This is a genomic window from Mycoplana rhizolycopersici, from assembly GCF_013378445.1.
Taxonomy (GTDB): Bacteria; Pseudomonadota; Alphaproteobacteria; order Rhizobiales; family Rhizobiaceae; genus Mycoplana; species Mycoplana rhizolycopersici.
The window spans coordinates 121,354-146,076 of record NZ_JABXYK010000002.1 but is presented as its reverse complement, the minus strand read 5'-3'; the positions used below and the strand labels follow the sequence as shown (position 1 = coordinate 146,076).

The 24,723-nt window shown below is 64.2% G+C and carries 24 protein-coding genes; 17 read left to right on the top strand and 7 right to left on the bottom strand.

Going from position 1 to position 24,723, the window contains the following annotated elements:
* Positions 1 to 18 precede the first annotated feature (18 nt).
* The 3 genes from iolD (at position 19) to iolB (ending at position 3,728) form a co-directional block, all read left to right on the top strand.
* Positions 19 to 1,863 carry a 3D-(3,5/4)-trihydroxycyclohexane-1,2-dione acylhydrolase (decyclizing) gene (gene iolD, locus HV823_RS03185; RefSeq protein ID WP_176948299.1) on the top strand — a complete coding sequence of 615 codons (1,845 nt, stop codon included), beginning with the start codon at positions 19 to 21 and terminating at the stop codon, positions 1,861 to 1,863.
* A 79-nt stretch (positions 1,864 to 1,942) separates the two neighbouring features.
* Entirely contained in the window at positions 1,943 to 2,842 is a 900-nt protein-coding gene (gene iolE, locus HV823_RS03180; RefSeq protein ID WP_176948298.1) for a myo-inosose-2 dehydratase, read from the top strand.
* A gap of 91 nt (positions 2,843 to 2,933) precedes the next feature.
* On the top strand, positions 2,934 to 3,728 hold the full coding sequence (iolB, locus tag HV823_RS03175; RefSeq protein WP_176948297.1) for a 5-deoxy-glucuronate isomerase: 795 nt from the start codon (positions 2,934 to 2,936) through the stop codon (positions 3,726 to 3,728).
* A 203-nt stretch (positions 3,729 to 3,931) separates the two neighbouring features.
* Here the strand turns inward: iolB and HV823_RS03170 are convergent, their stop codons facing one another.
* On the bottom strand, positions 3,932 to 5,020 hold the full coding sequence (locus HV823_RS03170) for an extracellular catalytic domain type 1 short-chain-length polyhydroxyalkanoate depolymerase (RefSeq protein ID WP_343051726.1): 1,089 nt from the start codon (positions 5,018 to 5,020) through the stop codon (positions 3,932 to 3,934).
* Positions 5,021 to 5,270: 250 nt separating this feature from the next.
* On the opposite strand from HV823_RS03170, the gene HV823_RS03165 reads away from it, so the two are divergent.
* The 4 genes from HV823_RS03165 to HV823_RS03150 all read left to right on the top strand — a co-directional run bounded on the left by HV823_RS03165 (position 5,271) and on the right by HV823_RS03150 (position 8,838).
* Positions 5,271 to 6,491 (top strand): acyl-CoA dehydrogenase, encoded by a 1,221-nt coding sequence (locus HV823_RS03165; RefSeq protein WP_176948296.1) that lies wholly within the window; start codon positions 5,271 to 5,273, stop codon positions 6,489 to 6,491.
* A 125-nt stretch (positions 6,492 to 6,616) separates the two neighbouring features.
* Positions 6,617 to 6,955 carry a hypothetical protein gene (locus HV823_RS03160; RefSeq protein ID WP_176948295.1) on the top strand — a complete coding sequence of 113 codons (339 nt, stop codon included), beginning with the start codon at positions 6,617 to 6,619 and terminating at the stop codon, positions 6,953 to 6,955.
* Between the two features lie 150 nt (positions 6,956 to 7,105).
* A complete protein-coding gene (locus HV823_RS03155) occupies positions 7,106 to 7,534 on the top strand; it encodes a PilZ domain-containing protein (RefSeq protein WP_246300882.1) in 429 nt (142 codons plus the stop codon).
* 191 nt (positions 7,535 to 7,725) lie between these two features.
* The gene (locus tag HV823_RS03150; protein ID WP_176948294.1) at positions 7,726 to 8,838 is read left to right on the top strand and encodes a pyridoxal phosphate-dependent aminotransferase; all 1,113 of its coding nucleotides are present in this window, start codon (positions 7,726 to 7,728) and stop codon (positions 8,836 to 8,838) included.
* A gap of 199 nt (positions 8,839 to 9,037) precedes the next feature.
* On the opposite strand, the gene HV823_RS03145 is transcribed toward HV823_RS03150, so the two are convergent.
* Positions 9,038 to 9,307, bottom strand: a complete 270-nt coding sequence (locus tag HV823_RS03145) for a sel1 repeat family protein (protein ID WP_176948293.1) — start codon at positions 9,305 to 9,307, stop codon at positions 9,038 to 9,040.
* A 546-nt stretch (positions 9,308 to 9,853) separates the two neighbouring features.
* Here HV823_RS03145 and HV823_RS03140 point away from each other — a divergent pair.
* A complete protein-coding gene (locus HV823_RS03140; protein ID WP_176948292.1) occupies positions 9,854 to 10,195 on the top strand; it encodes a DUF2147 domain-containing protein in 342 nt (113 codons plus the stop codon).
* 146 nt (positions 10,196 to 10,341) lie between these two features.
* Here the strand turns inward: HV823_RS03140 and HV823_RS03135 are convergent, their stop codons facing one another.
* A complete protein-coding gene (locus tag HV823_RS03135; protein WP_176948291.1) occupies positions 10,342 to 11,043 on the bottom strand; it encodes a glutathione S-transferase N-terminal domain-containing protein in 702 nt (233 codons plus the stop codon).
* 183 nt (positions 11,044 to 11,226) lie between these two features.
* Here HV823_RS03135 and HV823_RS03130 point away from each other — a divergent pair, with 183 nt between their 5' ends.
* The 4 genes from HV823_RS03130 (at position 11,227) to HV823_RS03115 (ending at position 13,647) form a co-directional block, all read left to right on the top strand.
* Positions 11,227 to 11,394 (top strand): hypothetical protein, encoded by a 168-nt coding sequence (locus HV823_RS03130; RefSeq protein WP_176526713.1) that lies wholly within the window; start codon positions 11,227 to 11,229, stop codon positions 11,392 to 11,394.
* Between the two features lie 22 nt (positions 11,395 to 11,416).
* Positions 11,417 to 11,593, top strand: coding sequence for a hypothetical protein (locus tag HV823_RS03125; RefSeq protein ID WP_176948290.1), 177 nt, complete (start codon positions 11,417 to 11,419; stop codon positions 11,591 to 11,593).
* Positions 11,594 to 11,729: 136 nt separating this feature from the next.
* Positions 11,730 to 12,050 carry a YnfA family protein gene (locus HV823_RS03120; RefSeq protein ID WP_176948289.1) on the top strand — a complete coding sequence of 107 codons (321 nt, stop codon included), beginning with the start codon at positions 11,730 to 11,732 and terminating at the stop codon, positions 12,048 to 12,050.
* A gap of 94 nt (positions 12,051 to 12,144) precedes the next feature.
* Positions 12,145 to 13,647: an AMP nucleosidase gene (locus HV823_RS03115; RefSeq protein WP_176948288.1), complete on the top strand. Its 1,503-nt coding sequence runs from the start codon at positions 12,145 to 12,147 to the stop codon at positions 13,645 to 13,647.
* Positions 13,648 to 13,651: 4 nt separating this feature from the next.
* Here HV823_RS03115 and HV823_RS03110 read toward each other — a convergent pair whose 3' ends face one another.
* Positions 13,652 to 14,632 carry a lysylphosphatidylglycerol synthase transmembrane domain-containing protein gene (locus HV823_RS03110; RefSeq protein ID WP_176948287.1) on the bottom strand — a complete coding sequence of 327 codons (981 nt, stop codon included), beginning with the start codon at positions 14,630 to 14,632 and terminating at the stop codon, positions 13,652 to 13,654.
* Between the two features lie 90 nt (positions 14,633 to 14,722).
* On the opposite strand from HV823_RS03110, the gene HV823_RS03105 reads away from it, so the two are divergent.
* Positions 14,723 to 15,730, top strand: coding sequence for a glycosyltransferase family 2 protein (locus HV823_RS03105; protein WP_176948667.1), 1,008 nt, complete (start codon positions 14,723 to 14,725; stop codon positions 15,728 to 15,730).
* Between the two features lies 1 nt (position 15,731).
* Positions 15,732 to 17,234, top strand: coding sequence for an ArnT family glycosyltransferase (locus tag HV823_RS03100; RefSeq protein WP_176948286.1), 1,503 nt, complete (start codon positions 15,732 to 15,734; stop codon positions 17,232 to 17,234).
* A 295-nt stretch (positions 17,235 to 17,529) separates the two neighbouring features.
* Here the strand turns inward: HV823_RS03100 and HV823_RS03095 are convergent, their stop codons facing one another.
* Complete coding sequence (locus HV823_RS03095; RefSeq protein WP_176948285.1) at positions 17,530 to 18,897, bottom strand: aspartate aminotransferase family protein; 1,368 nt, start codon at positions 18,895 to 18,897, stop codon at positions 17,530 to 17,532.
* 191 nt (positions 18,898 to 19,088) lie between these two features.
* Between HV823_RS03095 and HV823_RS03090 the strand changes: the two genes are divergently transcribed.
* Positions 19,089 to 20,447: a glutamine synthetase family protein gene (locus HV823_RS03090; RefSeq protein WP_176948284.1), complete on the top strand. Its 1,359-nt coding sequence runs from the start codon at positions 19,089 to 19,091 to the stop codon at positions 20,445 to 20,447.
* A gap of 11 nt (positions 20,448 to 20,458) precedes the next feature.
* Here the strand turns inward: HV823_RS03090 and HV823_RS03085 are convergent, their stop codons facing one another.
* Entirely contained in the window at positions 20,459 to 21,391 is a 933-nt protein-coding gene (locus HV823_RS03085; RefSeq protein WP_176948283.1) for a diacylglycerol/lipid kinase family protein, read from the bottom strand.
* 316 nt (positions 21,392 to 21,707) lie between these two features.
* Here HV823_RS03085 and HV823_RS03080 point away from each other — a divergent pair, with 316 nt between their 5' ends.
* Positions 21,708 to 22,955, top strand: coding sequence for an MFS transporter (locus HV823_RS03080; protein ID WP_343051724.1), 1,248 nt, complete (start codon positions 21,708 to 21,710; stop codon positions 22,953 to 22,955).
* Between the two features lie 166 nt (positions 22,956 to 23,121).
* The gene (locus HV823_RS03075) at positions 23,122 to 23,541 is read left to right on the top strand and encodes a DoxX family protein (RefSeq protein ID WP_176948281.1); all 420 of its coding nucleotides are present in this window, start codon (positions 23,122 to 23,124) and stop codon (positions 23,539 to 23,541) included.
* A 184-nt stretch (positions 23,542 to 23,725) separates the two neighbouring features.
* Here the strand turns inward: HV823_RS03075 and HV823_RS03070 are convergent, their stop codons facing one another.
* Positions 23,726 to 24,613, bottom strand: coding sequence for an ABC transporter permease (locus HV823_RS03070; protein WP_176948280.1), 888 nt, complete (start codon positions 24,611 to 24,613; stop codon positions 23,726 to 23,728).
* Positions 24,614 to 24,723 lie beyond the last annotated feature (110 nt).

The following is a 24,723-nucleotide window of genomic DNA, read 5'->3' as shown; positions in this document are numbered from 1 at the left end:
ATGGGTGGAGGAGACCCGATGGCAAGCACGATCCGGCTGACGATGGCACAGGCCGTCGCGCATTTCCTTAAAGTCCAGATGACGATCGTCGATGGCAAAAAGGTGCCGATCTTCGGCGGCGTCTTTGCGATCTTCGGCCACGGCAATGTCGCCGGCATGGGCGAAGCGCTCTACCAGGTGCGCGAGGACCTGCCGACCTTCCGCGCCCATAACGAGCAGGGCATGGCGCATGCGGCCATAGCCTTCGCCAAGGCGAGCTTCCGCCAGCGCTTCATGGCCTGCACCACCTCGATTGGCCCCGGCGCCCTGAACATGGTCACGGCGGCCGGCGTGGCGCACGTGAACCGACTGCCCGTGCTGTTCCTGCCCGGAGACGTCTTCGCCAACCGTATCCCCGATCCGGTCCTCCAGCAGATCGAGGACTTTGGCGACGGCACGGTCTCCGTCAACGATGCCTTCCGTTGCGTCTCGCGCTACTTCGACCGCATCACCCGGCCGGAGCAGATCATCCCGGCGCTGAAGCGGGCCATGCAGGTCCTGACCGACCCCGCCGACTGCGGGCCGGTGACGCTGTCGCTCTGCCAGGACGTGCAGGCAGAGGCCTACGACTATCCCGAAAGCTTTTTTGCCGAGCGCGTCTGGAAGGAGCGCCGGCAGCGGCCGGACACGGACGAATTCGCGGCCGCGATCGAGGCGATCCGCCATGCCGAGAGGCCGCTGATCATCGCCGGGGGCGGGGTGCTCTATTCGCGCGCCACCGTCGAGCTGAAGGCGTTTGCCGGATTGCACGGCGTGCCCGTCGCAGTCACCCAGGCCGGCAAGTCGGCCATCCCGGACGACCACCCGCTCTGCATGGGTTCGATCGGCGTCACCGGCACGTCGGCCGCCAATGCCTTTGCCGAGGAAGCCGACCTGATCATCGCCGTCGGCACCCGGCTGCAGGATTTTACCACCGGATCCTGGGCGCTGTTCAAGGACGCGCGCGCCCGCATCATCGGGCTGAACACCGCTGCCTTCGACGCCGTCAAGCACGATGCGCTGCCGCTCGTCTGCGACGCGCGCGAGGGACTGACAATGCTCTCGGAGGCGCTCGGCGGCTGGAAGGCGCCTGCGGCGGTGGAAGCCGCGGCGGCGCGGCGCAAGGCGGAATGGACGGCCGCGGCAAACAAGGCAACGGCTGCGACCAATGCCGCCCTGCCCTCCGACGCTCAGGTGATCGGCGCCGTCCAGCGGACGCTCGGTGGCGAAAATTCCATTCTCGTCTGCGCCGCCGGCGGGTTGCCGGGCGAGTTGCACAAGCTCTGGCATGCTGGCGCACCCGGCAGCTACCACATGGAATACGGCTTTTCCTGCATGGGCTACGAGATCGCCGGCGGGCTCGGCGTCAAGATGGCGCGACCGGATGCCGACGTCATCGTCATGGTCGGCGACGGCTCCTACATGATGGCGAATTCGGAGCTCTCGACCTCAATCATGCTGGGCAGAAAGCTGACGGTCGTGGTGCTCGACAACCGCGGCTACGGCTGCATCAACCGGCTGCAGATGGCGACCGGCGGGGCCAACTTCAACAACCTGCTCAAGGACGCCCGGATCGAGACGATGCCGGACATCGACTTCCGCGCGCATGCCGAAAGCATGGGTGCGGTGGCGGTGAAGGTCTCTTCGCTTGCCGACCTGGAGACGGCGATCGAGCAAAGCAAGGGCAACGACCGCACCTCTGTCATCGTCATCGACACCGATCCGCTGATCACCACCGACGCCGGCGGCCATTGGTGGGACGTGGCGGTGCCCGAGGTAAGCACGCGGCCGCAGGTGGCGGCGGCGCGGGAGAAGTACGAGGCGGCGCGGAAGCTGCAACGGTGAAGACGTGCGCTGAGATGCCGCTCCCGCCCTGCCGGCAGGGCCTTATGAACTCGACCTATGACCTGGGAGAAAGAACCACATGATCCGCTACGGCACCAATCCGATCGCCTGGAGCAATGACGACGACCGGACGATCGGGGCGCACCTGACGCTTGAGGACTGCCTGTCCGACTGCGAGAAGATCGGTTTCGACGGCATCGAGAAGGGCCACAAGATGCCCAACGACGGCACCGAGCTGAAAAAGGTGCTGGCCGCGCACAATCTGGTCTTCGTCTCGGGCTGGCATTCGCTGAACCTTCTGTCCCATGACGTCGAGGCCGAGAAGAAGGCGATCCAGCCGCATCTCGATATGCTCAAGGCGAATGGCTGCAAGGTCTGCATCGTCTGCGAGACCTCGAACGCCATCCACGGCGACGACGCGAAGGCGCTGGCCGACAAGCCGGTCCTTGCCGACGACGCCTGGAAAAAATTCGGCGCCGATGTCGAGGCAATCGCGCAATATTGTGCCGACCAGGGCATCGACCTCGTCTACCATCACCACATGGGCACGGTGGTGCAGACGGGCGACGAGATCGACCGGCTGATGGACAATACCGGACCTGCCACCAAGCTCCTGCTCGACACCGGCCACGCCTGGTTCGGCGGATCGGACCCGGCGGAACTGGCGCGCAGGTACATGGACCGGGTGCGCCACGTCCACGCCAAGAATGTGCGGCCGGCGATCCGAAAGCAGGTCGAGGGTGAGCGGCTGTCGTTCCTGGAGGGCGTGCGCCGCGGCGTCTTCACCGTCCCCGGCGACCCGGAGGGCGGCGTCGATTTCCCGCCGGTGCTGAAGATCGCCGCCGAACACGGCTATGACGGCTGGCTGGTGATCGAGGCCGAGCAGGACCCGCTGGTGCGCAACCCGTACGAATACCAGTCGATGGGGCTGAAGGCGCTGAAGGCGTTTGCCAGAGAGGCGGGATTGGACCGGGGGTGATCGGTCAGCCTGTTCTCCCCGCCAAGGAGAACAGGGAAGCATGCGGCCGGGCGCAGTCGGGCCAGATAGACACATTCAGGGAGAAACGCCGATGCCGAAACTGCTGGTCAAGCCGAACGGAACCCATGGGCGGGTGACGCATGTGACGCCGGAGAGCGCCGGCTGGACCTATGTGGGCTTCGACCTGCACCGGATGAAGCCGGGCGAGATCGCGGCAGCGGAGACCGGGCGCCGCGAAGTGTGCCTGGTATTCGTCAGCGGGCGTGGATCGACGACGGCGGATGGCGAGAGTTTCGGCATTCTCGGCGAGCGCATGAGCCCCTTCGATGGCGCGCCGCACGCGCTCTACGTGCCGGCCGGCTCCAACTGGTCGGTGACGGCGGAGACGGAACTGGAGCTGGCCGTCTGCTCTGCGCCGGGCGGCAGCGGCTACAAGGCGAAGGCGATCCCGCCGGGAACGCATCCGAAGCTGACGCGCGGCAAGGGCTCCAACGTCCGCCATGTGCACAACATCATGCCCGAAGACGACAACGCGGCCCATTCCCTGCTCGTCGTGGAGGTCATTACGCCGAACGGCAACACCTCCTCCTATCCTTCGCACAAGCACGACCGGGACGATCTGCCGAACGAAAGCCTGCTGGAGGAGACCTATTATCACCGGCTCAACCCACCGCAGGGCTTCGCCTTCCAGCGCGTCTACACGGACGATCGCTCGCTCGACGAGGCGATGGCGGTGGAGGACGGCGACGTGACGCTGGTGCCGAAAGGCTACCACCCCTGCGCCACCATCCACGGCTACGATCTCTACTATCTCAACGTCATGGCGGGACCGAAGCGAGTGTGGAAGTTCCACAATGCCGCCGAACATGAGTGGCTTCTCAAGTAAAGGTTTCAGCTGATTAGCTGCAACCATTCTTGCCTCTCGCTACCCCCGGACCAAACGCAACAGCGGCAGGAAGCAAGACATGCAGTTCTCCGTGGGACGCCGTCACGTTGAAATCCGGCGGACCGTGATGACCATTCGCTGGATGGAGGACGGGCAAGCCTGATGCGAATGGTTCGACGTCAAGGAAAACCACGGCGCGGGCTTCACGCTGCCCCAGCTCGAGACGTGACGACAGCGGTCGGATTCCGTTTCGCCGCGGCAGGCCGCACGCGCAGCAGTCCCCACTCCCGCGCGATCTCCAGCGTCGAGGAAAAGCCTGCCTCGAGCATGAACGGCTCGGGCCGGGCGGCATAGCCGCCGCCTTTGCCGCGCGCGATCGGGGTGCCATGTGCGAGACCTGCGATGCGGTGGAAGGTGACCTGGCTTCGCCCCATCGCATCACGCCAGCGGCGGATGCGGCGTCCCTTCGCGCGCGTTTCCGAAAAACCTGCCGGATCGATACCGCGTACGTCGAGCCATTGGGCGACGAGCGCCTCGGCATTCGAGATCGAGACGGTGCGGTCGGCGGTGCCGTGCCAGATCGAGAGCGGGGGCAAGCCACCGGCCGATGGCGATGCCACTCGCACCAGATCGCCCCATTCGCTCGCGCTCCGCTCCGGCGCATGCTCCATCGCCGCCAGCGCCCGGCGCGCATCGCGGGCGGCACCAAAGGGAAGGCCGGCGAAGATCGCGCCGCCTGCGAAGAGTTCGGGGTAGTTTGCGAGCATGGCGGCAGTCATGGCGCCGCCGGCGGAAAGTCCGGTGATGTAGATGCGGGTCGGATCGCAGCCGGCGCGGGCGGACAGATGAACGATCATCTGGCGGATGGAGGCGAGTTCGCCGCGATCGCGCGTTACCTCGCTTGGCCGAAACCAGTTGAAACAGCGGCGCGGATTGTTCGCATCCTTCTGCTCCGGATAGAGCACGCAAAATCCCTGCTCGCGCGCCAACGCGGTCCAGCCGGCGGCGCGATCGTAGCTTTCCGCCGTCTGGCGACAGCCGTGCAGGACGACGACGAGCGGGGCTTCGGCCGGCAAGGCCTCCGGCACGTATTCGAACATGCGCAGATTGCCGGGATTGGAGCCGAATCCTTTTGTCTCGGAGAGGCCGGGGTCGTCTCCCCGTCGCCTGCGCACCCCTGCGGGCCGATACTCGGGTTCGAGATCGGGAAAGAACGGCCGGAACAATTCGCCGAAGCGCTCGGGATTGAAGAACAGACGATCCATCATCGATCGTTTGAAGCGATCACGCACAGGGGCTGCTCCTTGGCAATTGACACATCTCTCCTGCCACCGGCGGCGGACATAATCATGACGAAGGCTGAAAAAGCATGCAGGATCGGTTGTCTCGATGTTTCATTCGGTGGGCGCATGAAGCCATGCGCAAACAGGTAAAGCGTTCGCGCGAGCCCTTTGTTCCCGCCCTTCCTGCGGGCGGCAGAGTGATGTAGCACTTCTGCAGCAGATAATTTCGCGAGAAGCGATGGCAAGAGGAAGCCCCAAGATGAGTGCAGGAAAAGCAACACCGGAGCACGCGCGCGCCAAGATGGCCGCCTTCGACTGGGAAGATCCATTCCTGCTCGAGGATCAGTTGACCGACGAGGAGCGGATGATCCGCGATGCCGCCCGCGCCTACTGTCAGGACAAGCTCGCCTCCCGCGTCACCGAGGCCAACCGCCACGAGATCTTCCACCGCGAGATCATGACCGAGATGGGAGCGCTCGGCCTGCTCGGCCCGACGATCCCCGAGGAATATGGCGGTGTGGGCGCCAACTACGTCTCCTACGGCCTCGTCGCCCGCGAAGTGGAGCGAATCGATTCCGGCTATCGCTCGGCGATGTCGGTGCAATCCTCGCTCGTCATGCATCCGATCTTCGCCTACGGCACCGAGGCGCAGCGCACGCGCTACCTGCCAAAGCTCGCTTCCGGCGACTGGGTCGGCTGCTTCGGCCTGACCGAGCCGGACCATGGTTCCGACCCCTCCTCGATGATCACGCGGGCGAAGAAGGTGGACGGCGGCTACATGGTCTCCGGCGCAAAGAACTGGATCACCAATTCGCCGATCGCCGACATCGCCATCGTCTGGGCCAAGTCGGAGGCCCATGACGGCAAGATCAAGGGTTTCATCCTCGAGCGCGGCATGAAGGGCTTCGAGACGCCGAAGATCGAGGGCAAATTCTCGCTGCGCGCCTCGATCACCGGCATGATCATGATGCAGGACGTGTTCGTGCCGGAAGAGAACCTGTTGCCGGAAGTCGCCGGGCTCGCCGGCCCGTTCGGCTGCCTCAACCGCGCCCGCTACGGCATCGCCTGGGGTGCCATGGGGGCTGCGGAATTCTGCTGGCACGCCGCGCGCCAGTACACAATGGACCGCAAGCAGTTCGGAAAACCGCTGGCGCAGATGCAACTCATCCAGAAGAAGCTCGCCGACATGCAGACCGAGATCGCGCTCGGCCTGCAGGGCGCGCTGCGGCTCGGAAGGCTGTTCGACGAGCATCGTGCCTCCGCCGAACTGATCTCGCTGATGAAGCGCAACAACTGCGGCAAGGCGCTCGACATCGCCCGCGTCGCGCGCGACATGCATGGCGGCAACGGCGTATCCGACGAATATGGCGTGATCCGCCACGTCATGAACCTCGAGGCCGTCAACACCTACGAGGGGACGCACGACGTGCATGCGCTAATCCTCGGCCGGGCGCAGACGGGGCTGCAGGCCTTCCAGTAAACCGACCCGCCCCATCGCTTTCCCGAATCGAACTCAGGCGGCACCCCGCGATATGCAGGGCGCCGTCTTTGCATTTCGTCAACTGCGCCAGCCTAAACTGGTGTTCGAAATGCGGGGAGGATCGCATGCCGTTGGAGAGCTTTCACGAACAGATCAGGCCGCAGCACCCCAAGCGCAGCTTCGTCCAGCACCGGATCGACCGGCCGGGATACGTCATCCCCATCGGGCACCACCTGAGCGCGTCTACGGAACATGCCTGCCTGATCCGCACCATCTCTTCCGCCGGCGCCCTCATAAGCCTGGACGGATCGCTGGAACTTTCGGAGAATTTCTATCTTCGCATTGGCGGGATGCGCGACGAGATCGGCTGCACCGAGGTGCAGCGCGAGGGCAGCGAGCGGGTGGTGCGGTTCAACATGTTCCTCGATCCGGACTACCTGGCGCTCGTGCTTTCGCGCGGATAGTTCTGCTGTGGCCCGGCTTACCAAGCGATTCACGCGACGATTGCAATACGTAAAATCTTACATATCGCCTTCAGCGAATTCGAACTTATAAATGCAATCCTGTGCCGCAGTGACAAATGGCGGCGTGATGCCTGCATCGGGGAGTGCGTCTTGGTACAGCTGGTAGACAAGCGGCAGAGCGGCGGCCTTTACGAGCGCAAATGGGAACGGTTCCGGGTCAATCGCCAGGGCATGGTCCTGTCGGTCGGGCTCGATCTGGCGGCCCCGAAGGTCAGGACCTGCCAGCTGATCGACATCTCGCTCGGCGGCGCCAGTTTCTCGGTGAACACCACGATCGGCCTCGGCGAACACTACTACCTCACCGTCGTCGGGGTTCTCGCCAAGATGGGATGCGCCGAAGTCTACCGGAACGATCACCGCATCGGCGTGCAGTTCATCAAGGAAATCGACGAGGAGCTTCTGCACCAGATCGTCCGCGCCGATTACTTCACCGGCGGCGTTGCGGCGAACCCGAAGCAGCAGAACCCGGGCTACATGCGCGGGGTGGAACGCCCGCGCTTCGAACTCCAGCGGACCTGACCGTCCCGTTCGTGCGATGCGGTACGGCGGTGCTGCCGTCCGCATGTGCGCCCTGAGCACTTCCGGCATTCCGACCCGAAAAGCGATTTGGAATCGCCGCGCCATACAGTAGGGTGCCGACCGCCTTGGCGCTGCGGCTTCCCGTCGCCGGCGCAGGGCTTCATGGTCGATCTCTCGAGGTTCCAGCAGACATGTCCGGATTTTCCCGCTTCACCCCGCTCGTCAACGGGCTTCCCACCACCATCCCCTTCGTCGGCCCGGAAGCGATCGAACGCCAGCGCGGCCTTGCCGTAAGGGCCAGGATCGGCGCGAACGAGAGCGGGTTCGGCCCTGCCCCGACCGTGCTTGCGGCGATCGCGCGCAAGGCCGGCGAGACCTGGATGTACAACGATCCGGAAAGCTACGAACTGCGCGAGGCGCTGGCGCTGCATCACGGCGTGTCGCGCGACAACATCGCCGTCGGCGGCGGCATCGACGGGCTTCTCGGCGAGATCGTGCGGATGGTGATCGAGCCGGGTGCTGCGGTCGTAACCTCGCTCGGTGGCTATCCGACCTTCAACTATCATGTGAACGGCTATGGCGGACGGCTCGTAACCGTGCCTTACGCGAACGATCGCGAGGATCTGGACGGCCTGCTGGAGGCTGCACGGCGCGAGGATGCGCCGCTGGTCTACCTCGCCAATCCCGACAATCCGATGGGCAGCTGGTGGGACGCGGACAGCGTGACGGCTTTCGCCCGGGCGTTGCCGGACCGCAGCCTGCTGATCCTGGACGAAGCCTACTGCGAGACGGCGCCCGCCGGATCGACGCCCTCGATCGATGCGTTGATCGGCCTGCCGAACGTTCTGCGCATGCGCACGTTTTCCAAGGCCTACGGGCTTGCGGGCGCCCGCGTGGGATATGCGATCGCCACCCTCGGCAACGCGCAGGCCTTCGACAAGATCCGAAACCATTTCGGCATGGCGCGCATATCCACCGTCGCCGCGCTCGCGGCCCTGGAGGACCAGGCCTATCTCAAGGACGTAGTCGGACGGATTGCGGCCGCACGCGACAGGATTTCCGACATTGCCCGGAAAAATGGCCTGACGCCCCTGCCCTCCGCCACCAATTTCGTGGCGATCGATGCGGGAGGCGACGGCACGCATGCGCGCGCCATCGTCGACGGGCTGATGGAGCACGGCGTGTTCATCCGCATGCCGGGTGTCGCGCCGCTGAACCGCTGCATCCGCGTCAGCGTCGGACCCTCGGCAGAACTGGACCTGTTCGAGGAAGCCCTGCCGAAGGTGCTTCGGGCGGCAAGATAGGCGGTCGTCAATAGACAGCGGGGTTGCGGACAGCATGGTTCCGCAGGCTTCTTGTTGTTGGGTCAACCCCACTGCCTATTGGCTACCGCCCACATGACGCCGCGCGTCTGATGACGCGAACAGGTGCCGCAAGGCTCGTTCTCCTGCAAGTTTCGCAAGCGGCCATCATGGCCCCGCCGAACTTGCAGCAATCCTGCAATCAATGCGTGGTCATCCAGTCCCGGGCGGCGCGAAGTGCCTGTGCGAGATCGGTCTTGCTCATCGTGGCGGCCAGATCGGCCCGCAACTCGGCGGCGCGATCACAACCCTTGATGGCTGCGATGTTGAGCCACTTGTGAGCTGCGACCAGATCGACGCCACATCCGCGACCGGTCGCATACATCAGGCCCATGTCGCAGAAAGTCTCGGCGCGGGCCTCGCCGCCCATCATGGCGGCCATTTCGGAATTCTGGATATCGAAGCGTGCCATCGTTTTTGTCCCTGTCCTGTTCGTTCTTTTCTTATCGCCCTGTTTTCATTGCCTTTCGCCGCCTTGCCGTCTTCTGCGGCCCGTGGTCTGCGAAGGTTTTTCCGGCCGGTGTTTTCCGTGCTCGTCTTATGGCTTCACTATGCCACGAGGCCTTCAAGGGTCGCTTAAAATGCATGCTTAATTTGACGCAAACAAAGTTCAAACGCTTGGTAAACTTGGCTTTTCGTTAAGCATCGGACCGTCTGGAATGCAGCGGATTCGCTTCAAAATTTACGGAAAATTCAACCTGCAATTTCAACCAATTGCTAACCACGCAAGCGGGTCGATTCTTTTCGACCACCGTAAAAGCGCCGGTCGGACGCCGCCAGACCATCATGATTTCAGCGGCGAAACGCCTCTCCCACATATTTACGCTTACGTTTGCGTAAGATAATGTCGCGACGCACCGCTGGAGGACACGGAGCGAATTGCCCATGCATCGGCCGGACCGCCATAAGGCGACCGGAAGCCGGCGCCGGCATGCTGACACTGCGACGGGAGGGACACATGAAGAGCAAGATGATCCTTGCATTGACGCTCGGCTTCGGCCTGGCCGGCGGGGCGCTTGCCGCCGAACCGATCGAGGGCAACTGGAAGACCGCAAGCGGCGAGACGGCAGCGATCGGGCCTTGCGGCGCCGGCTTCTGCATTACGCTGAAGACCGGCAAGTTCGCCGGCAGGAAGATCGGGGAACTGGCTGGTTCCGGCGGCGAATATACCGGTTCGATCACCGACCCGGCCGAGGACAAGACCTATGACGGTTCGGGAGCGGTGAGCGGCAACGCGCTGAAGATGAAGGGCTGCGTGCTGAAGGTGTTCTGCAAGACGCAGACCTGGTCGCGCCTCTGACGCGCTCGACGACGGGCTCGAAGCAGGCAAGACGCAAGCGGTGTGCGCGCTATCGACCGACGGGGGTTCTGCGTTCGCGCGCAGCCAACGGGCGTTGAACGGGCGGAAGCCGGCTGACGCCGGCACCCGCCCGCCCTGTTTCATGCTCAGCGAGCGCGCTGATTGAACAGGATCTTCTGCGCTTCCTTGTCTTCGGCAAGGCTCGCCTGCCGGGCGCGCTCTTCCTTGCCGACCTCGATGCCGCGCTGGACGGCGGGGCGGGCGAGCATGGCCTCGAACCAGCGCTTCAGGTTCTGGAAGTCCTCGAGCCTCTGCCCCTGGTTCTCATACGAGCGGACCCAGCCGATGCAGGCCATGTCGGCAATCGAATAGTCGCCTGCCAGATATTCATGTTCGGCCAGCCGCCTGTCCATCACGCCATAGAGCCGGTTGACCTCGTTTGTATAACGGTTGATGCCGTATTCGATCTTCTCCGGCGCGTACTGGCGGAAGTGGTGCGCCTGCCCGGCCATCGGCCCCAGGCCGCCCATCTGCCAGAACAGCCATTCCTCGACCTGGACGCGGGCGCGCTCGTCTGTGGGATAGAAGCGGCCGTACTTGCGACCCAAATACTGCAGGATGGCGCCGGACTCGAAGACCGAAATCGGCGCGCCGCCGGGGCCATCGGGATCGATGATCGCGGGCATGCGATTGTTTGGCGCGATCTTCAGGAAGTCGGGAGCGAACTGCTCGCCCTTGCCGATATTGATGTACTTCACCTCGTAGGGAACGCCGAGTTCCTCCAGCATGATGGTGATCTTGTGGCCGTTCGGGGTCGGCCAGAAATAGAGTTCGATCGGTTTGGTCATCCGCTTCTCCTTCGATGTCTGGCAGAGGTAGACAACGATGCAACCCGGTTCAAGGCGGGAGGAGCGAATCCGCCGTGCCGGTTTTCGACTTTTCTGAACGCCAGATGAACCGCACCCTCAGAACACATTCAGTTGCAACCTGCGAGAAAGGCGTCACGATTTGACACTTTCAGGGGAACGAACATGGAAATCCTGGCACGCAGGCTTACGATCATCACGCTGCTCATGACCGTATTTGCCATCTCGGTCGCCGCCGCCGTCGAAACCGACGCCCGCCGGCACGAGAAGATGCAGCGCTACGGCACTGCCAGCGCCTGCAGCCTTCCCGTCTCCTGCCACACCGCTCTCTGATCTCCTGATTGGGTCCGCTACCATGCCAATCGCGCTTCTTTCCGGCTTCGCCATCAGCCTGCGCATTCTCGTTCTCACCGTCATGATGGTGGCACCGCTCGCAGCCGTCAGCTTCGCCGGCAATGGCGGCCTTGGCATCGGCAAGCAGGGAGCCGGCCTGGTGCTCTTTGTCACGCTGCAGCGGCAGTCGATGATCTGAGCGGCGCCACGATGTTCAGGTTCGCGTCGTCACGACCGGCCTTGCAATCAGCCTCCATTGCCGCCCCCCACGACAAGGCAAGTTTCGAATCCGCTCCGAATGCGATAGTGCTCGGCTTCAACGATCGGAGCCCCGCATGCAGCCCATTCTCATCTATGCCGCCGCGGCACTCGCCGAGATCGCCGGGTGCTTCTCCTTCTGGGCGTGGCTGCGAATGGACAAGTCCATCCTCTGGCTCATTCCCGGCATCGCGGCGCTTGCCGTCTTCGCCTGGCTGCTGACGCTGATCGATTCCGAGGCGGCCGGTCGCGCCTATGCCGCCTATGGCGGGATCTACATCGCCGCCTCGCTGCTGTGGCTGTGGCTTGCCGAGGGCGTCGCGCCCGACCGCTGGGACCTGACGGGCGCAGGCATCGCCATGGCCGGCGCCATCGTCATCCTCGCCGGGCCGCGCTGATTGTCGCGAAAACCACAGCAGAAAAGTGCAGTTCGCGCGACGGGCGTTACATTCTTGTCGATTGCATGCAAAATCGGGCGACCTATAATGATTCATGAGCAAACGAATCTTGTCGCCCGCACCCCTCCCCTTCGCCACGCCGGAACCCTTCACGCCACGGGCCTTTGATGATCCGGTGCAGGCGGTCGATTGCCTCGAAGCGCTCTATGAGCGCAACACCCGCTTTCTCACCGATGCCTTCGCCGGGCTTGCCAAGGTCAACACGCCTGATTGCCGCTATCGCGCGTGCTATCCGCAGGTCAGCGTCGAGACCACCAGCTTCGGTCATGTGGATTCCCGCCTGTCGTACGGCTACGTCGCCTCGCCAGGCATCTACTCCACCACCATCACGCGCCCGAAGCTTTTCCGGCACTATCTCAAGGAGCAGCTCGGCCACCTGATGCGCAATCACGGCATCAGCGTTACCGTCTCGGAATCGGCGACGCCGATTCCGTTGCATTTCGCCTTCGGCGAGGGCGCCTATGTCGAGGCGGAAGTGGCGGAAAACATCACCGTTCCGCTGCGCGACATGTTCGACGCGCCGGACCTGACCAACACCGACGACGAGATCGCCAACGGCTCCTACGAGCCCGGCCCCGGCGAGCCGTCCCCGCTTGCGGCCTTTACCGCCCAGCGCGTCGACTATTCGCTGGCGCGCCTCAGCCACTATACGGCGACCAGCGCCAATCATTTCCAGAACTTCGTTCTCTTCACCAACTACCAGTTCTACGTCGACGAGTTCTGCGCCTGGGCGCGGCTGCAGATGGCCGAGGGCGGCAACGGCTATACCGCCTTCGTCGAGCCCGGCAACGTCGTCACCCAGGCCGGCAACGACAAGCCGGACACCGACCTGACGCTTGCCCGGCTGCCGCAAATGCCGGCCTACCACATCAAGCGCAAGGGCCATGGCGGCATCACGCTGGTCAATATCGGCGTCGGCCCGTCGAACGCGAAGACGATCACCGACCACATCGCCGTGCTGCGCCCGCATGCCTGGCTGATGCTCGGCCACTGCGCCGGCCTGCGCAACAGCCAGACGCTCGGCGACTATGTGCTGGCGCACGCCTATGTGCGCGAGGACCACGTTCTCGACGACGACCTGCCGGTGTGGGTGCCGATCCCTGCCTTGGCCGAGGTGCAGGTGGCGCTGGAAAGTGCTGTCGCCGAGGTGACGGGGCTGGAAGGCTACGACCTGAAGCGGATCATGCGCACCGGCACCGTCGCTACCATCGACAACCGCAACTGGGAACTGCGCGACCAGCGCGGGCCGGTCAAGCGGCTGTCACAGTCGCGCGCGATCGCGCTCGACATGGAATCGGCGACGATCGCCGCCAACGGCTTTCGCTTCCGCGTCCCCTACGGCACGCTGCTCTGCGTCTCCGACAAGCCGCTGCACGGGGAACTGAAACTGCCCGGCATGGCGACGGCCTTCTATCGCACCCAGGTCAACCAGCACCTGCGCATCGGCATCCGGGCGCTTGAGAAGCTGGCGGGCATGCCAACGGAAAAGCTGCATTCGCGCAAGCTCAGAAGCTTCTTCGAGACGGCCTTCCAATAGGCCGTCAACGCGGCTCGTTCGAAAACCACGAGAGCACGACCGACAGCGCCGTTCCCACACAGGCGCTGGCGACGATCATCAGGTGCGCGTTGATCGCAGCCTCGGCCATGACTGATACCGCCGCACGCGCCTTGTCCGCGCCAAAGGCGACCGCGCCGGCCGTGATCCCGGCCGGATAGGTGCCGACGCCGCCGGGTGCATGGACTGGCAGGACGGAGGACAATTCGCCGCCGAGTGCGCCGCCGAAGGTGGCGGCAAGCGGCGCCACGCCGAGCAGGCCGAGGACCCAGGCGAGCACCAGCACCTTCACGCCCCAGTTCAGCACGGTGAAGAGCCAGGCGCGGACGAAGCGGCCGGTATCGGCCGGGATGCCGGCATCGACCTCTTCCAGAAGACGTTCGAGCTTGCCGGGCAGGCGCCCCTTGAGCTGTCGGAAAATCGGCCCCTTGGCGGCGAAGAACACGAGCGGCGACACGAGAAAGAGCGCCCAGACCAGCCAGGCGAGCGGCCGGCCGGAAGCCCCCATGACGAGGCCGATGCCGGCTGCGGCGCACAGCGCATGCAGGTCGAGCAGGCGCATGACCAGAAGGGCTGCGGTCGCACGCGGAAGCGGCACGGAAAACTGCGAGCGCATCAGCAGCGGAAAGCTCGTCTCCCCTGCCCGGAAAGGCAGCATGATGTTGAGCAGGTTGTGTACCTGCGTCAGGCGAAACAGCTTCAGGAAATGCCCCGCGGTTTCCTTCGGAAAGTAGTCGTAGATGCGCTGGGTGCGGACGAAATAGGTTGCGGTCAACAGCGCGAGCGCACCTGTCGTCGTCCATAGGCCGACCTTCTGCCACTGCACGAGAAGCCGTCCCCAGCCCCACTGCCATTCGACGAAGGCGGCATAGGCGACAAGGCAGGCGACCGTCAGAAGCGTCATGCCATGACGGCGGGCAACACGGGAAAGCCAGGGACGTCGGCTGGAATTCGGCGCGGAAGTCATATAAGTGCTGGGTTTCCCTTATCAGGCTGCGAGCGCGTGGTACCACGATACGCAGACGGAAAGAACTCCGCCGGAGTGGAGAAAGAAACATTGCAGGAAAATTCGCAAACCATCGCCGCCGTCGAGCTGCAGCCGGCCGGCATCGAGATTTCGCTGGTCGTCCCCGTCTTCAACGAGGAAGAGAGCGTCGTCCCGCTGATCGAGCGCATCTACGAGGCCATGGACGGTTTCGACAAACCGTGGGAACTGATCCTCGTCGACGACGGCAGCACGGATGCGACGCTCTTGAAGGCGCGCGGCGCGCTCGACCGGCCGGGACTGAACCTTGCGATCATCGAGCTGCAGCGCAATTTCGGCCAGACCGCGGCCATGCAGGCCGGCATCGACGCCGCCCGCGGCCGCCTGATCGCCACGCTCGACGGCGACCTGCAGAACGATCCGCGCGACATCCGCGCCATGGCGCAGGCCCTCGACGACCGCGAGCTCGACCTGCTCGTCGGCTGGCGCAAGAACCGCAAGGACGGCCTGTTCCTGCGCAAGATCCCTTCCTGGTGCGCCAACGCGCTGATCGGGCGGATCACCGGCGTACGCCTGCACGACTACGGCTGCAGCCTGAAGATCTACCGCGCCTCGATCATCAAGCAGGTCAAGCTGATGGGCGAGATGCACCGTTTCATCCCCGCCTGGGTCGCGGGCGTGGTGCCGAGCTCCAGAATCGGCGAGATGGTCGTCGCCCACCATCCGCGCACGCTCGGCACCTCCAAATACGGCATTTCGCGCACGTTCCGGGTCATACTGGACTTGCTGTCGGTGCTGTTCTTCATGCGCTACAAGGCGCGACCGGGCCACTTCTTCGGCTCGATCGGCCTGGCAGCGGGCGCGCTGAGCGCTCTCATCCTCGCTTATCTCTTCATCGACAAGTTCGCCTTCGGCAACGACATCGGCACGCGACCGCTGCTGCTGGTCGGCGTCCTGCTGTTCCTGTCGTCGGTCCAGCTTATCACCACCGGCATCCTGTCGGAGATGATCGCGCGGACCTATTTCCGCGACGACGACACGCCGAACTACGTCATCCGGCAGACGTTCCGGCACGACTGAGATGACCCGCTTCCTGCGCGCATCGCCGAATGCGGCCTTCATGCTCCTGGCCGCATATTTCGTCGTCAATTTCCTCGTGCGGATGGCTCTGCCGGATTCGCTGGAAAGGGACGAGGCGCAGCAGATCCTGCTGTCGCAGTGGCTGGCCGCGGGCTACGACACGCAGCCGCCCTTCTACAACTGGCTGCAATACGGACTGATCCAGATCACCGGGCCGAGCGTGTTTGCGATCAGTTTCCTGAAGAACCTGATGCTCTTTGCCGCCTACCTCGCCTATGGCCTGGCGGCGAAATCGGTCCTGAAGGACCGCGATCTTGCGATCATCGCCACGCTGTCATTGCTGACGATCCCGCAAATCGCCTTCGAGGCGCAGCGCGACCTAACGCATACGGTGGCGGTCGTCTTCGCCGCAGCGCTTTTCCTGTACGGCTTCTTCCGCACGCTGGCAGCCCCCACGATCGCAAGCTATCTGCTGACCGGCATTGCGATCGGCATCGGCATGATCGCCAAGTACAATTTCGTTCTGCTTCCGGCAGCGGCACTCCTGGCCGTCCTGTTCGACAGGGAATGGCGGCAGCGGGTCTTCGACTGGCGCCTGATGCTGACGATCGGCGCGAGCCTTCTGATCGTCGCGCCGCATGCGCTCTGGCTCGTCGACCACCTCGGGCTTGCATCGGAGCGGACGATGGAGAAGCTTGCCGAAGAGGATGCCGCCCTTGCCTCGCAGATCGCCGAAGGGCTGCTGTCGCTCGTCACCGCGATCGCCGGCTTCTCCGCCGTCACCGTGATCGTCTTCGCCGTCGTCTTCCGCGGCAGCCTCTGGCAGGCACTGTCGAAGGGCAACCGCTGGACGGCGCTGATCGAGCGGATGATGGTGCTGTTCGTGCTGGCGCTGGTCCTGCTGATCCTGTTTGCCGGGGCGGCGCACATCAAGGACCGCTGGCTGACGCCGCTGCTTCTGGTGCTGCCGCTCTACCTCTGCCTGAAGGTGGAAGCCGCAGGCCTTGCCGACGGACTGCAATTGAAGCGCTTTGCGCCAATCGTGACGGCGATCATGATCGCCGTGCCGGCCATCCTCTTCGGCCGGGTCGCCGCCGCCGGGCTGACCGGCGACTACCAGAAACTCAACGTTCCCTACGACGCCTTCGCACGGAGTATCGCCGACGACGGCATCAGGCCGGCGGCCATCCTCACCGACGACACGCACCTCGCCGGCAACCTGCGCCTGCATTTCCCCGGCATTCCGGTGGTATCTGAGGACTATGCGGGCTTTGCCCCGGATGTCGCCTGGAGCGCAACGTCGCCCGTCCTGGTCGTCTGGCGCAAGGAAGACGGCGCTGCGGCCGACGCGGCCCCGGATTTGCTGGCTGACGCCGCTCGCTTCGGCAAGGGCCGGCCGGCCGCCGCGCCCGATCTGCACCGGATGGAACTGCCGTATCACTATGGCCGCGACGGCAAGCGCTACAGCATCAGCTATGCCTGGGTGTATCCGGCGGGGGAGTAGCGCGGGGCACGGCCCGCGCACGCGGATGGGTCAGCAACATACTCAAGCGATATCAGCGGACTTGATCCGGGAGCCCGCAGCGCCGTGTCCATGGCGCGGGAAATACTCTATCGCGCAAGGACTTGCGCAACTGGATGCCGGATCTAGTCCGGCATGACGGGGGCGTGGGGGCGTGGGGCGGAGAGGCAGGACGCGCTGGCGCAGGGCCGACTTCGCGGAGGGATCAGGAGGCACCCCAAGCCTCGGGTCACCGTCCACCGATGGCCTGCCGCGACCTTCAGCGGACGCCGGCCGATCAGCCTTTCATCGCCTTCCACCCGTGATCCAGTCCCTTGCGGGTGGTTTCGATCATCTGATCGATCTCGGCGCGGGTGATGACCAGCGGCGGGGAATAGAGCATGCGGTCGCCGGTGGCGCGCAGCACAAGACCGTTGGCGAGGCAGTGGTTGCGAACCTCCACACCGACCTTTTCCTTGTCCTCGAAACGCTTGCGGCTCGCCTTGTCGTCGACGAGCTGGACCGCGCCCATCAGGCCGACCGACTGGGTCTGGCCCACCAGAGGGTGGTCCTCCAGCGATTTCAGCCCTTCGGCAAGGTAGGGGCCGACATCATCGTGCACGCGCTCGACCAGCTTCTCGTCCTCGATGATGCGCAGGTTTTCCAGTGCGGCGGCGGCGCAGACCGGATGGCCGGAATAGGTGAAGCCGTGGTTGAAGTCGCCCACCTCGTTGACCAGAACGTCGCCGACGCGGTCGGAGACCATGACGCCGCCGATCGGCAGGTAGCCCGACGACAGGCCCTTGGCGATCGGTGCCAGATCCGGCTGTACGCCGAAATGCTGGTGGCCGAACCAATGGCCGGTGCGGCCGAACCCGCAGATCACCTCGTCGACGACCAGCAGAATGTCCTTTTCCTTGCAGATGCGGGCGATCTCCGGCCAGTATGTTTCCGGCGGCACGATGACGCCGCCCGCCCCCTGGATCGGCTCGGCCACAAAGGCTGCGACATTATCGGCGCCGAGTTCGTCGATCTTCTCTGCCAGCTCGCGTGCGACCTTCAGGCCGAACTCGGCCGGCGAGAGCTCGCCCCCCTCGCCATACCAGAAGGGCTGGCCGATATGGACGATGCCTTCGATCGGCAACGCGCCCTGCTCGTGCATGTATTTCATGCCGCCCATCGAGGCGCCGACCACGGTGGAGCCGTGATAGCCGTTGCGCCGCGCGATCACCATCTTCTTCGACGGCTTGCCAAGGGCCGCCCAGTAGACGCGCGCCATGCGGAACCAGGTGTCGTTGGCCTCCGAGCCGGAACCGGTGAAGAAGACGCGGTTGATGTTGGGCCCCGCATGCGAGGTAATCTTCTGCGCCAGCAGCGCTGTCGGCGGCGTGGTGGTGCCGAAGAAGGTATTGTAATAGGGCAGCTCGTTCATCTGCCGGGCGACGGCATCGGCAATTTCCTTGCGGCCGTAGCCGATGTTGACGCACCAGAGGCCGGCGAAACCGTCGAGATACTTCTTGCCGTGATTGTCGTAGATATAGCAGCCCTCGCCGCGCTCGATGATGCGGGTGCCGGCGGCATTCAGCTTCTTCATGTCCGAGAAGGGATGCAGGTGGTGGGCAGCATCAAGGGCACCAAGATTCGAGGCGGCAGGCATTGTCGACATGTTACGCATCCTTGGGTTTCAGGGTGTCTCACCGGCTTCTCCGCAACGCGGCGAAAGTTTCGGTGCTCATTGAATGGCGGGCCAGAATAGGCTAGGAAAATGCCCTTGTAACAGGCATTTGGCAAGAGAGCGGCAGAAGAATCGCTCGCCCGGATGCACGCTTGAAAACCTGCCTGAGGCGAAACCTGACCATGCGCAAAGATTCCACGGCGAACGGCAACGTTCCGGCCAATGCTCCTCCCCGGATCGAGATCATGCTCGTTGGCATGAACGGCGACCTGCGCGGCAAACAGATCCCGCTGGAGGCGGAGAAGAAGATCTGGGACGGCACCGTCCGCCTGCCCTCGTCGACCCAGTCGCTCGACATCTGGGGCGATGACAATGACGACATTACCGGCCTGTCGCTCTCGGTCGGCGACCCGGACGGGGAATGCAAGCCGGACCGCCGGTCGCTGACGCCGATGCCATGGGCACCGGAAGGTTCCAAGCAGGTGCTCGCCACCATGCACGAGCTCGACGGCACGCCGAGCTTCATGTGCCCACGCGCCATTCTTTCCGCCCTTCTGAAGCGCTTCGACGAGCGCGGCCTGACGCCGGTCGTCGCGACCGAGCTCGAATTCTACGTGGTGCAGGACGATTGGCGGGTGACCGGGAAGCCCCGCCCCCCGGAGCGGCTGATGTATCGCGGCCAGCCGAACGGCTACCAGCTCTACGACATGAGCGCGGTCGATGCGCTGGACGACTACCTGCAGACCGTGCGGGCCTTCGCCCGCGAGATGGAGCTGCCGGCGGATGCGACGACCGCCGAATTCGGCCACGGCCAGTTCGAGATCAACCTTCTGCACCGGCCAGACGCGCTGGCTGCGGCCGACGACTGCATCTACCTGAAGCGCGTCGCCGAGCAGGCCGCCCGCCTGCACGGGCTGAAATCGACCTGCATGGCGAAGCCCTACGCCGACCAGGCGGGCTCCGGTCTGCACGTCCATGCGAGCATCATCGACAGGGACGGCCGCAATGTGCTGGATGCCAAGGGGGGCGATCCGAAGAAGCTGAAGTCGGTCTGCGCCGGCATGCTCAGGACGATGCGCGAGGCGCAACTGATCTTCGCCCCGTTCGCCAATTCCTACCGCCGCTTCCAGCCGGGCTCGTTCGCGCCGGTCGATGTCGACTGGGGCTTCGGCCACAGGGGCACGGCGATCCGTATTCCCGACAAGGACGGCCCGGCCGCCCGCATCGAGCACCGCGTCGCTGGCGCGGACGTCAACCCATACCTGCTGCTGACCGCCATCCTCGGCGGCATGCTGCTCGGGCTGGACGAGGAGCTGGATCCAGGGCCGGCGACGGAACCGGGTCAGGACCCGGTCGGTGTGCCGCGGCTGACGCACGACTTCCTCACCGCCGTCGAGGAGTTTTCGGCCTCGTCCTTCATCGCCGACGTCTTCGGCGAGCGCTACCGCAAGCTCTATGGCGATACCAAGCGCAAAGAGGCCATCACCTACCTGCGGACGGTGTCGGACTTCGACTACCAGACCTATCTGGCGAGGCTCTGACGGGTTTCCCTTCAGGCCGCCGCGGCCTGCGGGGAGGATTGCGCCTTTACGCGGGGCACGATGACCTTCAGTTCGCCGGCGTGAAGACGCAGCGACACGTCGCGGCTCATCGGCAGCAATTCGCCGTCTATGACGCAGTTGACGGCGCGGTCCATCTTGGGGAAGTGGAGATCGACGGCGCTGCCGACCATCTCCGTCACGTCGCCATTCTCCCGAAGCTTGCCGCGCAGGATATCGTAGGCGAGCCGTGCGACGCCCGAAGTCGAGAGGGGCTGGGCGACATAGAAGCCCAGATGACCGCCGGTCACGCTGTCGGCATAGAGCAGCGCATCATTGCCGAAGCGGTTGTTCGACACGTTGATGGCGGAGACGCGGCGATGCTCGCGAACGCCGTCGACGTCGAACTCGACCTCGAATTCGGGAGGATCGAGCATGACGCCGCCGGCGGCGCGGACGTTGGCGAGGATCTTGCCGGCACGCGAGCGATAGGTCATGCCGTTTCGAAGCCGCACCATGCGGGCATGCAGACCGGCGGAAAACTGGTGTACAAACGCCCGCCCGTTGGCACTGCCGATGTCCGCATCCGCCACGGTTCCGTCCGCGAGTGCATCGAGCGCCTGCCAGATATCGAGGGGAATGCGCAAGGAGCGGGCAAAGAGGTTCATCGTCCCGGCGGGGACCACGCCAAGCGAGATGCCGCTTTCCCAGGCAATGCCGGCGGCGGCCGAAATCGTGCCGTCGCCACCGCCTGCAAGCATCGCATCGAGATCTGTCCGGTCGGCGCAGCGGCGCAGCGTCATCTCGATGTCTGCCCCTTCGACGACGTCGCAATCAAGGTGATGGCCCGCCGCAGCGAATACCGATTCGGCATGCCGCACATAGGCTTCCATGTCGGTCGTGCGAAACGTGCCGCCGTCCTTGTTGAATATCGCCTGAATCCGCATTCACGTTCTCCAAACCTCGTTAGCGCCCTCCCCAAACGTCACTGACATTAGATAGTTGCAAAAAGGCGAAATAACAGCAGCCGCGCGGCACGACGCCCACATACGCAAATCCGTGGATGCTGCCATGCAAAATTGCCGATAGTTAATCCGCCGTAGAATGTTAGCTTCACTGCGACCATCGGCGTGTTCTGCGCAGCCGATTCCCATCGTCCATTCATGCATGGCCTGCAGCCGGATCGATATGCCCAGCACTGAGGAGGAAGTGCCGCGCAGATGTTCTCCTGCTCGGCATGCGGGACCTGCACAGGTAATTCACGTGGCACAATCGCACATAACGGCCGACACCCTCCCCGCCTCCGCACAGCAACCCGTTTCGGCCCTTACCATTTCCCTCATCATTTTCGCGCTCGCCGTCGGCAGCTTCGGCATCGGCACGGGCGAATTCGCCATCATGGGCCTGTTGCCCGACGTGGCCGGAACCTTCGACGTGACCAACGCGCAGGCAGGCTACGTCATCAGCGCCTATGCGTTCGGCGTCGTGGTCGGCGCCCCGGTCCTTGCCGTGATGGGTGCGCGTTTCCGCCGCCGCGACCTGCTGCTTGCCTTCATGGGCGTGTTTGCGATCGGCAACATCGCCAGCGCGCTGGCGCCGACCTTCGAGAGCTTCATCCTGATGCGGTTTTTGACGGGGCTGCCGCATGGCGCCTATTTCGGGGTCGCAGCCCTCGTCGCCGCCTCCATGGTGCCGGTCAACAAGCGCACCCAGGCCGTCGGCAAGGTGATGCTGGGCCTCACGCTTGCAACGCTCATCGGCACGCCGCTTGCCGCCTTCTTCGGCCAGATCCTCGACTGGCAGTATATGTTCGCCGCCGTCGGCGTCACCGGCGCGCTGACCGTTTTGCTGATTGCCGTGTTCCTGCCGCGCGACGAGGCGCCGGTCGGGATCAACGCCTTTACCGAACTCGAAGCCTTCAAGCGCAAGCAGGTCTGGCTGACGCTCGGGATCGCCGCGACCGGCTTCTGCGGCATGTTTGCCGTCTTCACCTATATTTCGCCGATCGTCACCGAGGTCGCCGGTCTTGACCTGGCCATGGTGCCGCTTGTCATGGCCGTCTTCGGCTCGGGCATGATCGTCGGCAACATCTTCGGTGCGAAACTTGCCGACCTGTCGCTGATGCGCACGATCGGATGGTCGCTCCTGGTCTACTTCCTCGTGCTCGTGACACTGTCGCTGACCGCGCATATTCCGGCGATGCTGTTTCTCTGCTGCTTCCTGATCGGCTGCAGCTTCGTCGTCGGCCCTGCCCTGCAGACGCGGCTGATGGATGTGGCCGGCAACGCGCAGACGCTTGCCGCCGCCCTCAACCACTCGGCCTTCAACGTTGCCAACGCGCTGGGCGCCCTGCTCGGCGGCCTCTCCATCAGCCATGGCTACGGCTATGCCTCGATGGGCTATGTCGGCGCGATCATGGCCGTATGCGGCTTTGCGGTCTTTTCGATTTCGGTCGCCCTCGACCGGCGCGACCGGCAGGTCGGATCGCTTGCCGTCTGCCCCGCCGAGTAACCGCCCGGCGCCTGCCTCTGACGGGTGTTACCGAAGTGACACCCGCAATTTTCCGCTCTGCTAGACATGTCTCCAGCGACCCGCCGCGACGATCCAGAGGATCGGGCAGGTCGGCACCGGTCCGCCCGGCGGGCCCGGGACGTCAACATGTCAATCGGAGACTGAAATGCCTCGCTTCATCGATTCGCTTACCGGATCCACCTGGTTCGGCTATGTCGCACGCACGGTGCTGACATCGATGTTCTGGATGAGCGGCCTTGCCAAGCTCATCAACTTCGACGCCGGCGTTGCCGAGATGGCCCATTTCGGGCTCGAACCCGCCCCCTTCTTCAATGCGGCCGTGGCGCTGACGCAGCTGTTCGGCTCCGCCTTCATCATCGCCAACCGCCTGACCTGGCTCGGCGCCGGCATGCTGGCGGTCTTCACCGCCCTGACCATTCCGATCGCCCACGCCTTCTGGACCATGGAAGAGCCGTTCAGGACGCTGGAATTCTACTTCGTCGCCGAACACGTCACCGTCATCGGCGCCCTGATGGTCGTGGCGTGGAAATCCTCCCATCCGGAACCGGTTGCCGCTGCGGCGTAGCGGCGACGGGACGCCGCCCTGCCCCCCACTCTCCGGGGCGGCGTCCTCGCTTCCCTCACCTCCGGCATCGGCGTGTCGTTTGCCGGAGGGCTGCCATCGAAGCGGATCTGAGACTGCCAAATTCGACGTGAAAAGCCCCGACACTCGGTGTCGGGGCTCATCCTGTCGTCGCCGGGCTCGGCGATCAGCCGTGCACGATCTCGCGATGGCGCTGCAGGCGCTTGCCGTAGGCCTGGCTGACGCGGTCGAAGATGATGGCGATGCCGACGATGGCAAGCCCGTTGAACATGCCCAGCGTGAAGTACTGGTTGGAGATCGCCTTCAGCACCGGCTGGCCGAGGCCCTGCACGCCGATCATCGAGGCGATGACCACCATGGCAAGCGCCATCATGATCGTCTGGTTGATACCGGCCATGATGGTCGGCAGCGCCAAGGGCATCTGCACGTTCTTCAATTTCTGCCAGCTCGAGGAGCCGAAGGCGTCGGCCGCCTCCAACACGTCCTTGTCGACGAGGCGGATGCCGAGATTGGTGAGGCGGATCATCGGCGGGATGGCGTAGATCACCACGGCGATCAGGCCCGGCACCTTGCCGATGCCGAGCAGCATGACGACGGGGATCAGATAGACGAAGCTCGGCATCGTCTGCATCACGTCGAGGATCGGATTGATGAGGTTCTGCAGCCGGTCGGAGCGCGACATGGCGATGCCGATCGGAATGCCGATCGCGATCGACAGGACGGTGCAGACGAAGATCATCGAGATCGTCTTCATCGTATCGTCCCACATGTCGAAATAACCGATGACGAGAAGCGTGCCGATGCAGCCGGCAACGATCTTCCAGTTACGGCTGGCGAACCAGGCGATCAGGGCGATCGCGAGAATGACGATCGGCCAGGGCGTGCGCGTCAACAGTCGTTCGGACTGGATCAGGAAGAACTGCAATGGCTCGAAGAAGCTCTCGATCGCATCGCCATAGGCGCGGGTAAAGGCGCGAAAACCTTCATCGATCGCCTTTTTCAGATCGCGCAGCGAGTTGTCGTTCATATGCGGAAATTTCGTGAGCCATTCCATGCCGATCCCCTTTCTTGTATTTTCGATGCCGGCCGTCCCGCCGGCAACCGCCGGAAAACCGGCAAACGGCGCACCCGCAAGAGGTGCGCCGCAAGGTTCAAGCGCGGAGG

What these genes read in the sequence shown, in the direction of transcription:
- iolD (WP_176948299.1), top strand. Translation starts at nt 19, where the DNA reads ATGGCAAGCACGATCCGGCTGACGATGGCACAGGCCGTCGCGCATTTC.
- iolE (WP_176948298.1), top strand. Translation starts at nt 1,943, where the DNA reads ATGATCCGCTACGGCACCAATCCGATCGCCTGGAGCAATGACGACGAC.
- iolB (WP_176948297.1), top strand. Translation starts at nt 2,934, where the DNA reads ATGCCGAAACTGCTGGTCAAGCCGAACGGAACCCATGGGCGGGTGACG.
- HV823_RS03165 (WP_176948296.1), top strand. Translation starts at nt 5,271, where the DNA reads ATGAGTGCAGGAAAAGCAACACCGGAGCACGCGCGCGCCAAGATGGCC.
- HV823_RS03160 (WP_176948295.1), top strand. Translation starts at nt 6,617, where the DNA reads ATGCCGTTGGAGAGCTTTCACGAACAGATCAGGCCGCAGCACCCCAAG.
- HV823_RS03150 (WP_176948294.1), top strand. Translation starts at nt 7,726, where the DNA reads ATGTCCGGATTTTCCCGCTTCACCCCGCTCGTCAACGGGCTTCCCACC.
- HV823_RS03145 (WP_176948293.1), bottom strand. Translation starts at nt 9,307, where the DNA reads ATGGCACGCTTCGATATCCAGAATTCCGAAATGGCCGCCATGATGGGC.
- HV823_RS03140 (WP_176948292.1), top strand. Translation starts at nt 9,854, where the DNA reads ATGAAGAGCAAGATGATCCTTGCATTGACGCTCGGCTTCGGCCTGGCC.
- HV823_RS03135 (WP_176948291.1), bottom strand. Translation starts at nt 11,043, where the DNA reads ATGACCAAACCGATCGAACTCTATTTCTGGCCGACCCCGAACGGCCAC.
- HV823_RS03130 (WP_176526713.1), top strand. Translation starts at nt 11,227, where the DNA reads ATGGAAATCCTGGCACGCAGGCTTACGATCATCACGCTGCTCATGACC.
- HV823_RS03125 (WP_176948290.1), top strand. Translation starts at nt 11,417, where the DNA reads ATGCCAATCGCGCTTCTTTCCGGCTTCGCCATCAGCCTGCGCATTCTC.
- HV823_RS03120 (WP_176948289.1), top strand. Translation starts at nt 11,730, where the DNA reads ATGCAGCCCATTCTCATCTATGCCGCCGCGGCACTCGCCGAGATCGCC.
- HV823_RS03115 (WP_176948288.1), top strand. Translation starts at nt 12,145, where the DNA reads ATGAGCAAACGAATCTTGTCGCCCGCACCCCTCCCCTTCGCCACGCCG.
- HV823_RS03110 (WP_176948287.1), bottom strand. Translation starts at nt 14,632, where the DNA reads ATGACTTCCGCGCCGAATTCCAGCCGACGTCCCTGGCTTTCCCGTGTT.
- HV823_RS03100 (WP_176948286.1), top strand. Translation starts at nt 15,732, where the DNA reads ATGACCCGCTTCCTGCGCGCATCGCCGAATGCGGCCTTCATGCTCCTG.
- HV823_RS03095 (WP_176948285.1), bottom strand. Translation starts at nt 18,897, where the DNA reads ATGTCGACAATGCCTGCCGCCTCGAATCTTGGTGCCCTTGATGCTGCC.
- HV823_RS03090 (WP_176948284.1), top strand. Translation starts at nt 19,089, where the DNA reads ATGCGCAAAGATTCCACGGCGAACGGCAACGTTCCGGCCAATGCTCCT.
- HV823_RS03085 (WP_176948283.1), bottom strand. Translation starts at nt 21,391, where the DNA reads ATGCGGATTCAGGCGATATTCAACAAGGACGGCGGCACGTTTCGCACG.
- HV823_RS03075 (WP_176948281.1), top strand. Translation starts at nt 23,122, where the DNA reads ATGCCTCGCTTCATCGATTCGCTTACCGGATCCACCTGGTTCGGCTAT.
- HV823_RS03070 (WP_176948280.1), bottom strand. Translation starts at nt 24,613, where the DNA reads ATGGAATGGCTCACGAAATTTCCGCATATGAACGACAACTCGCTGCGC.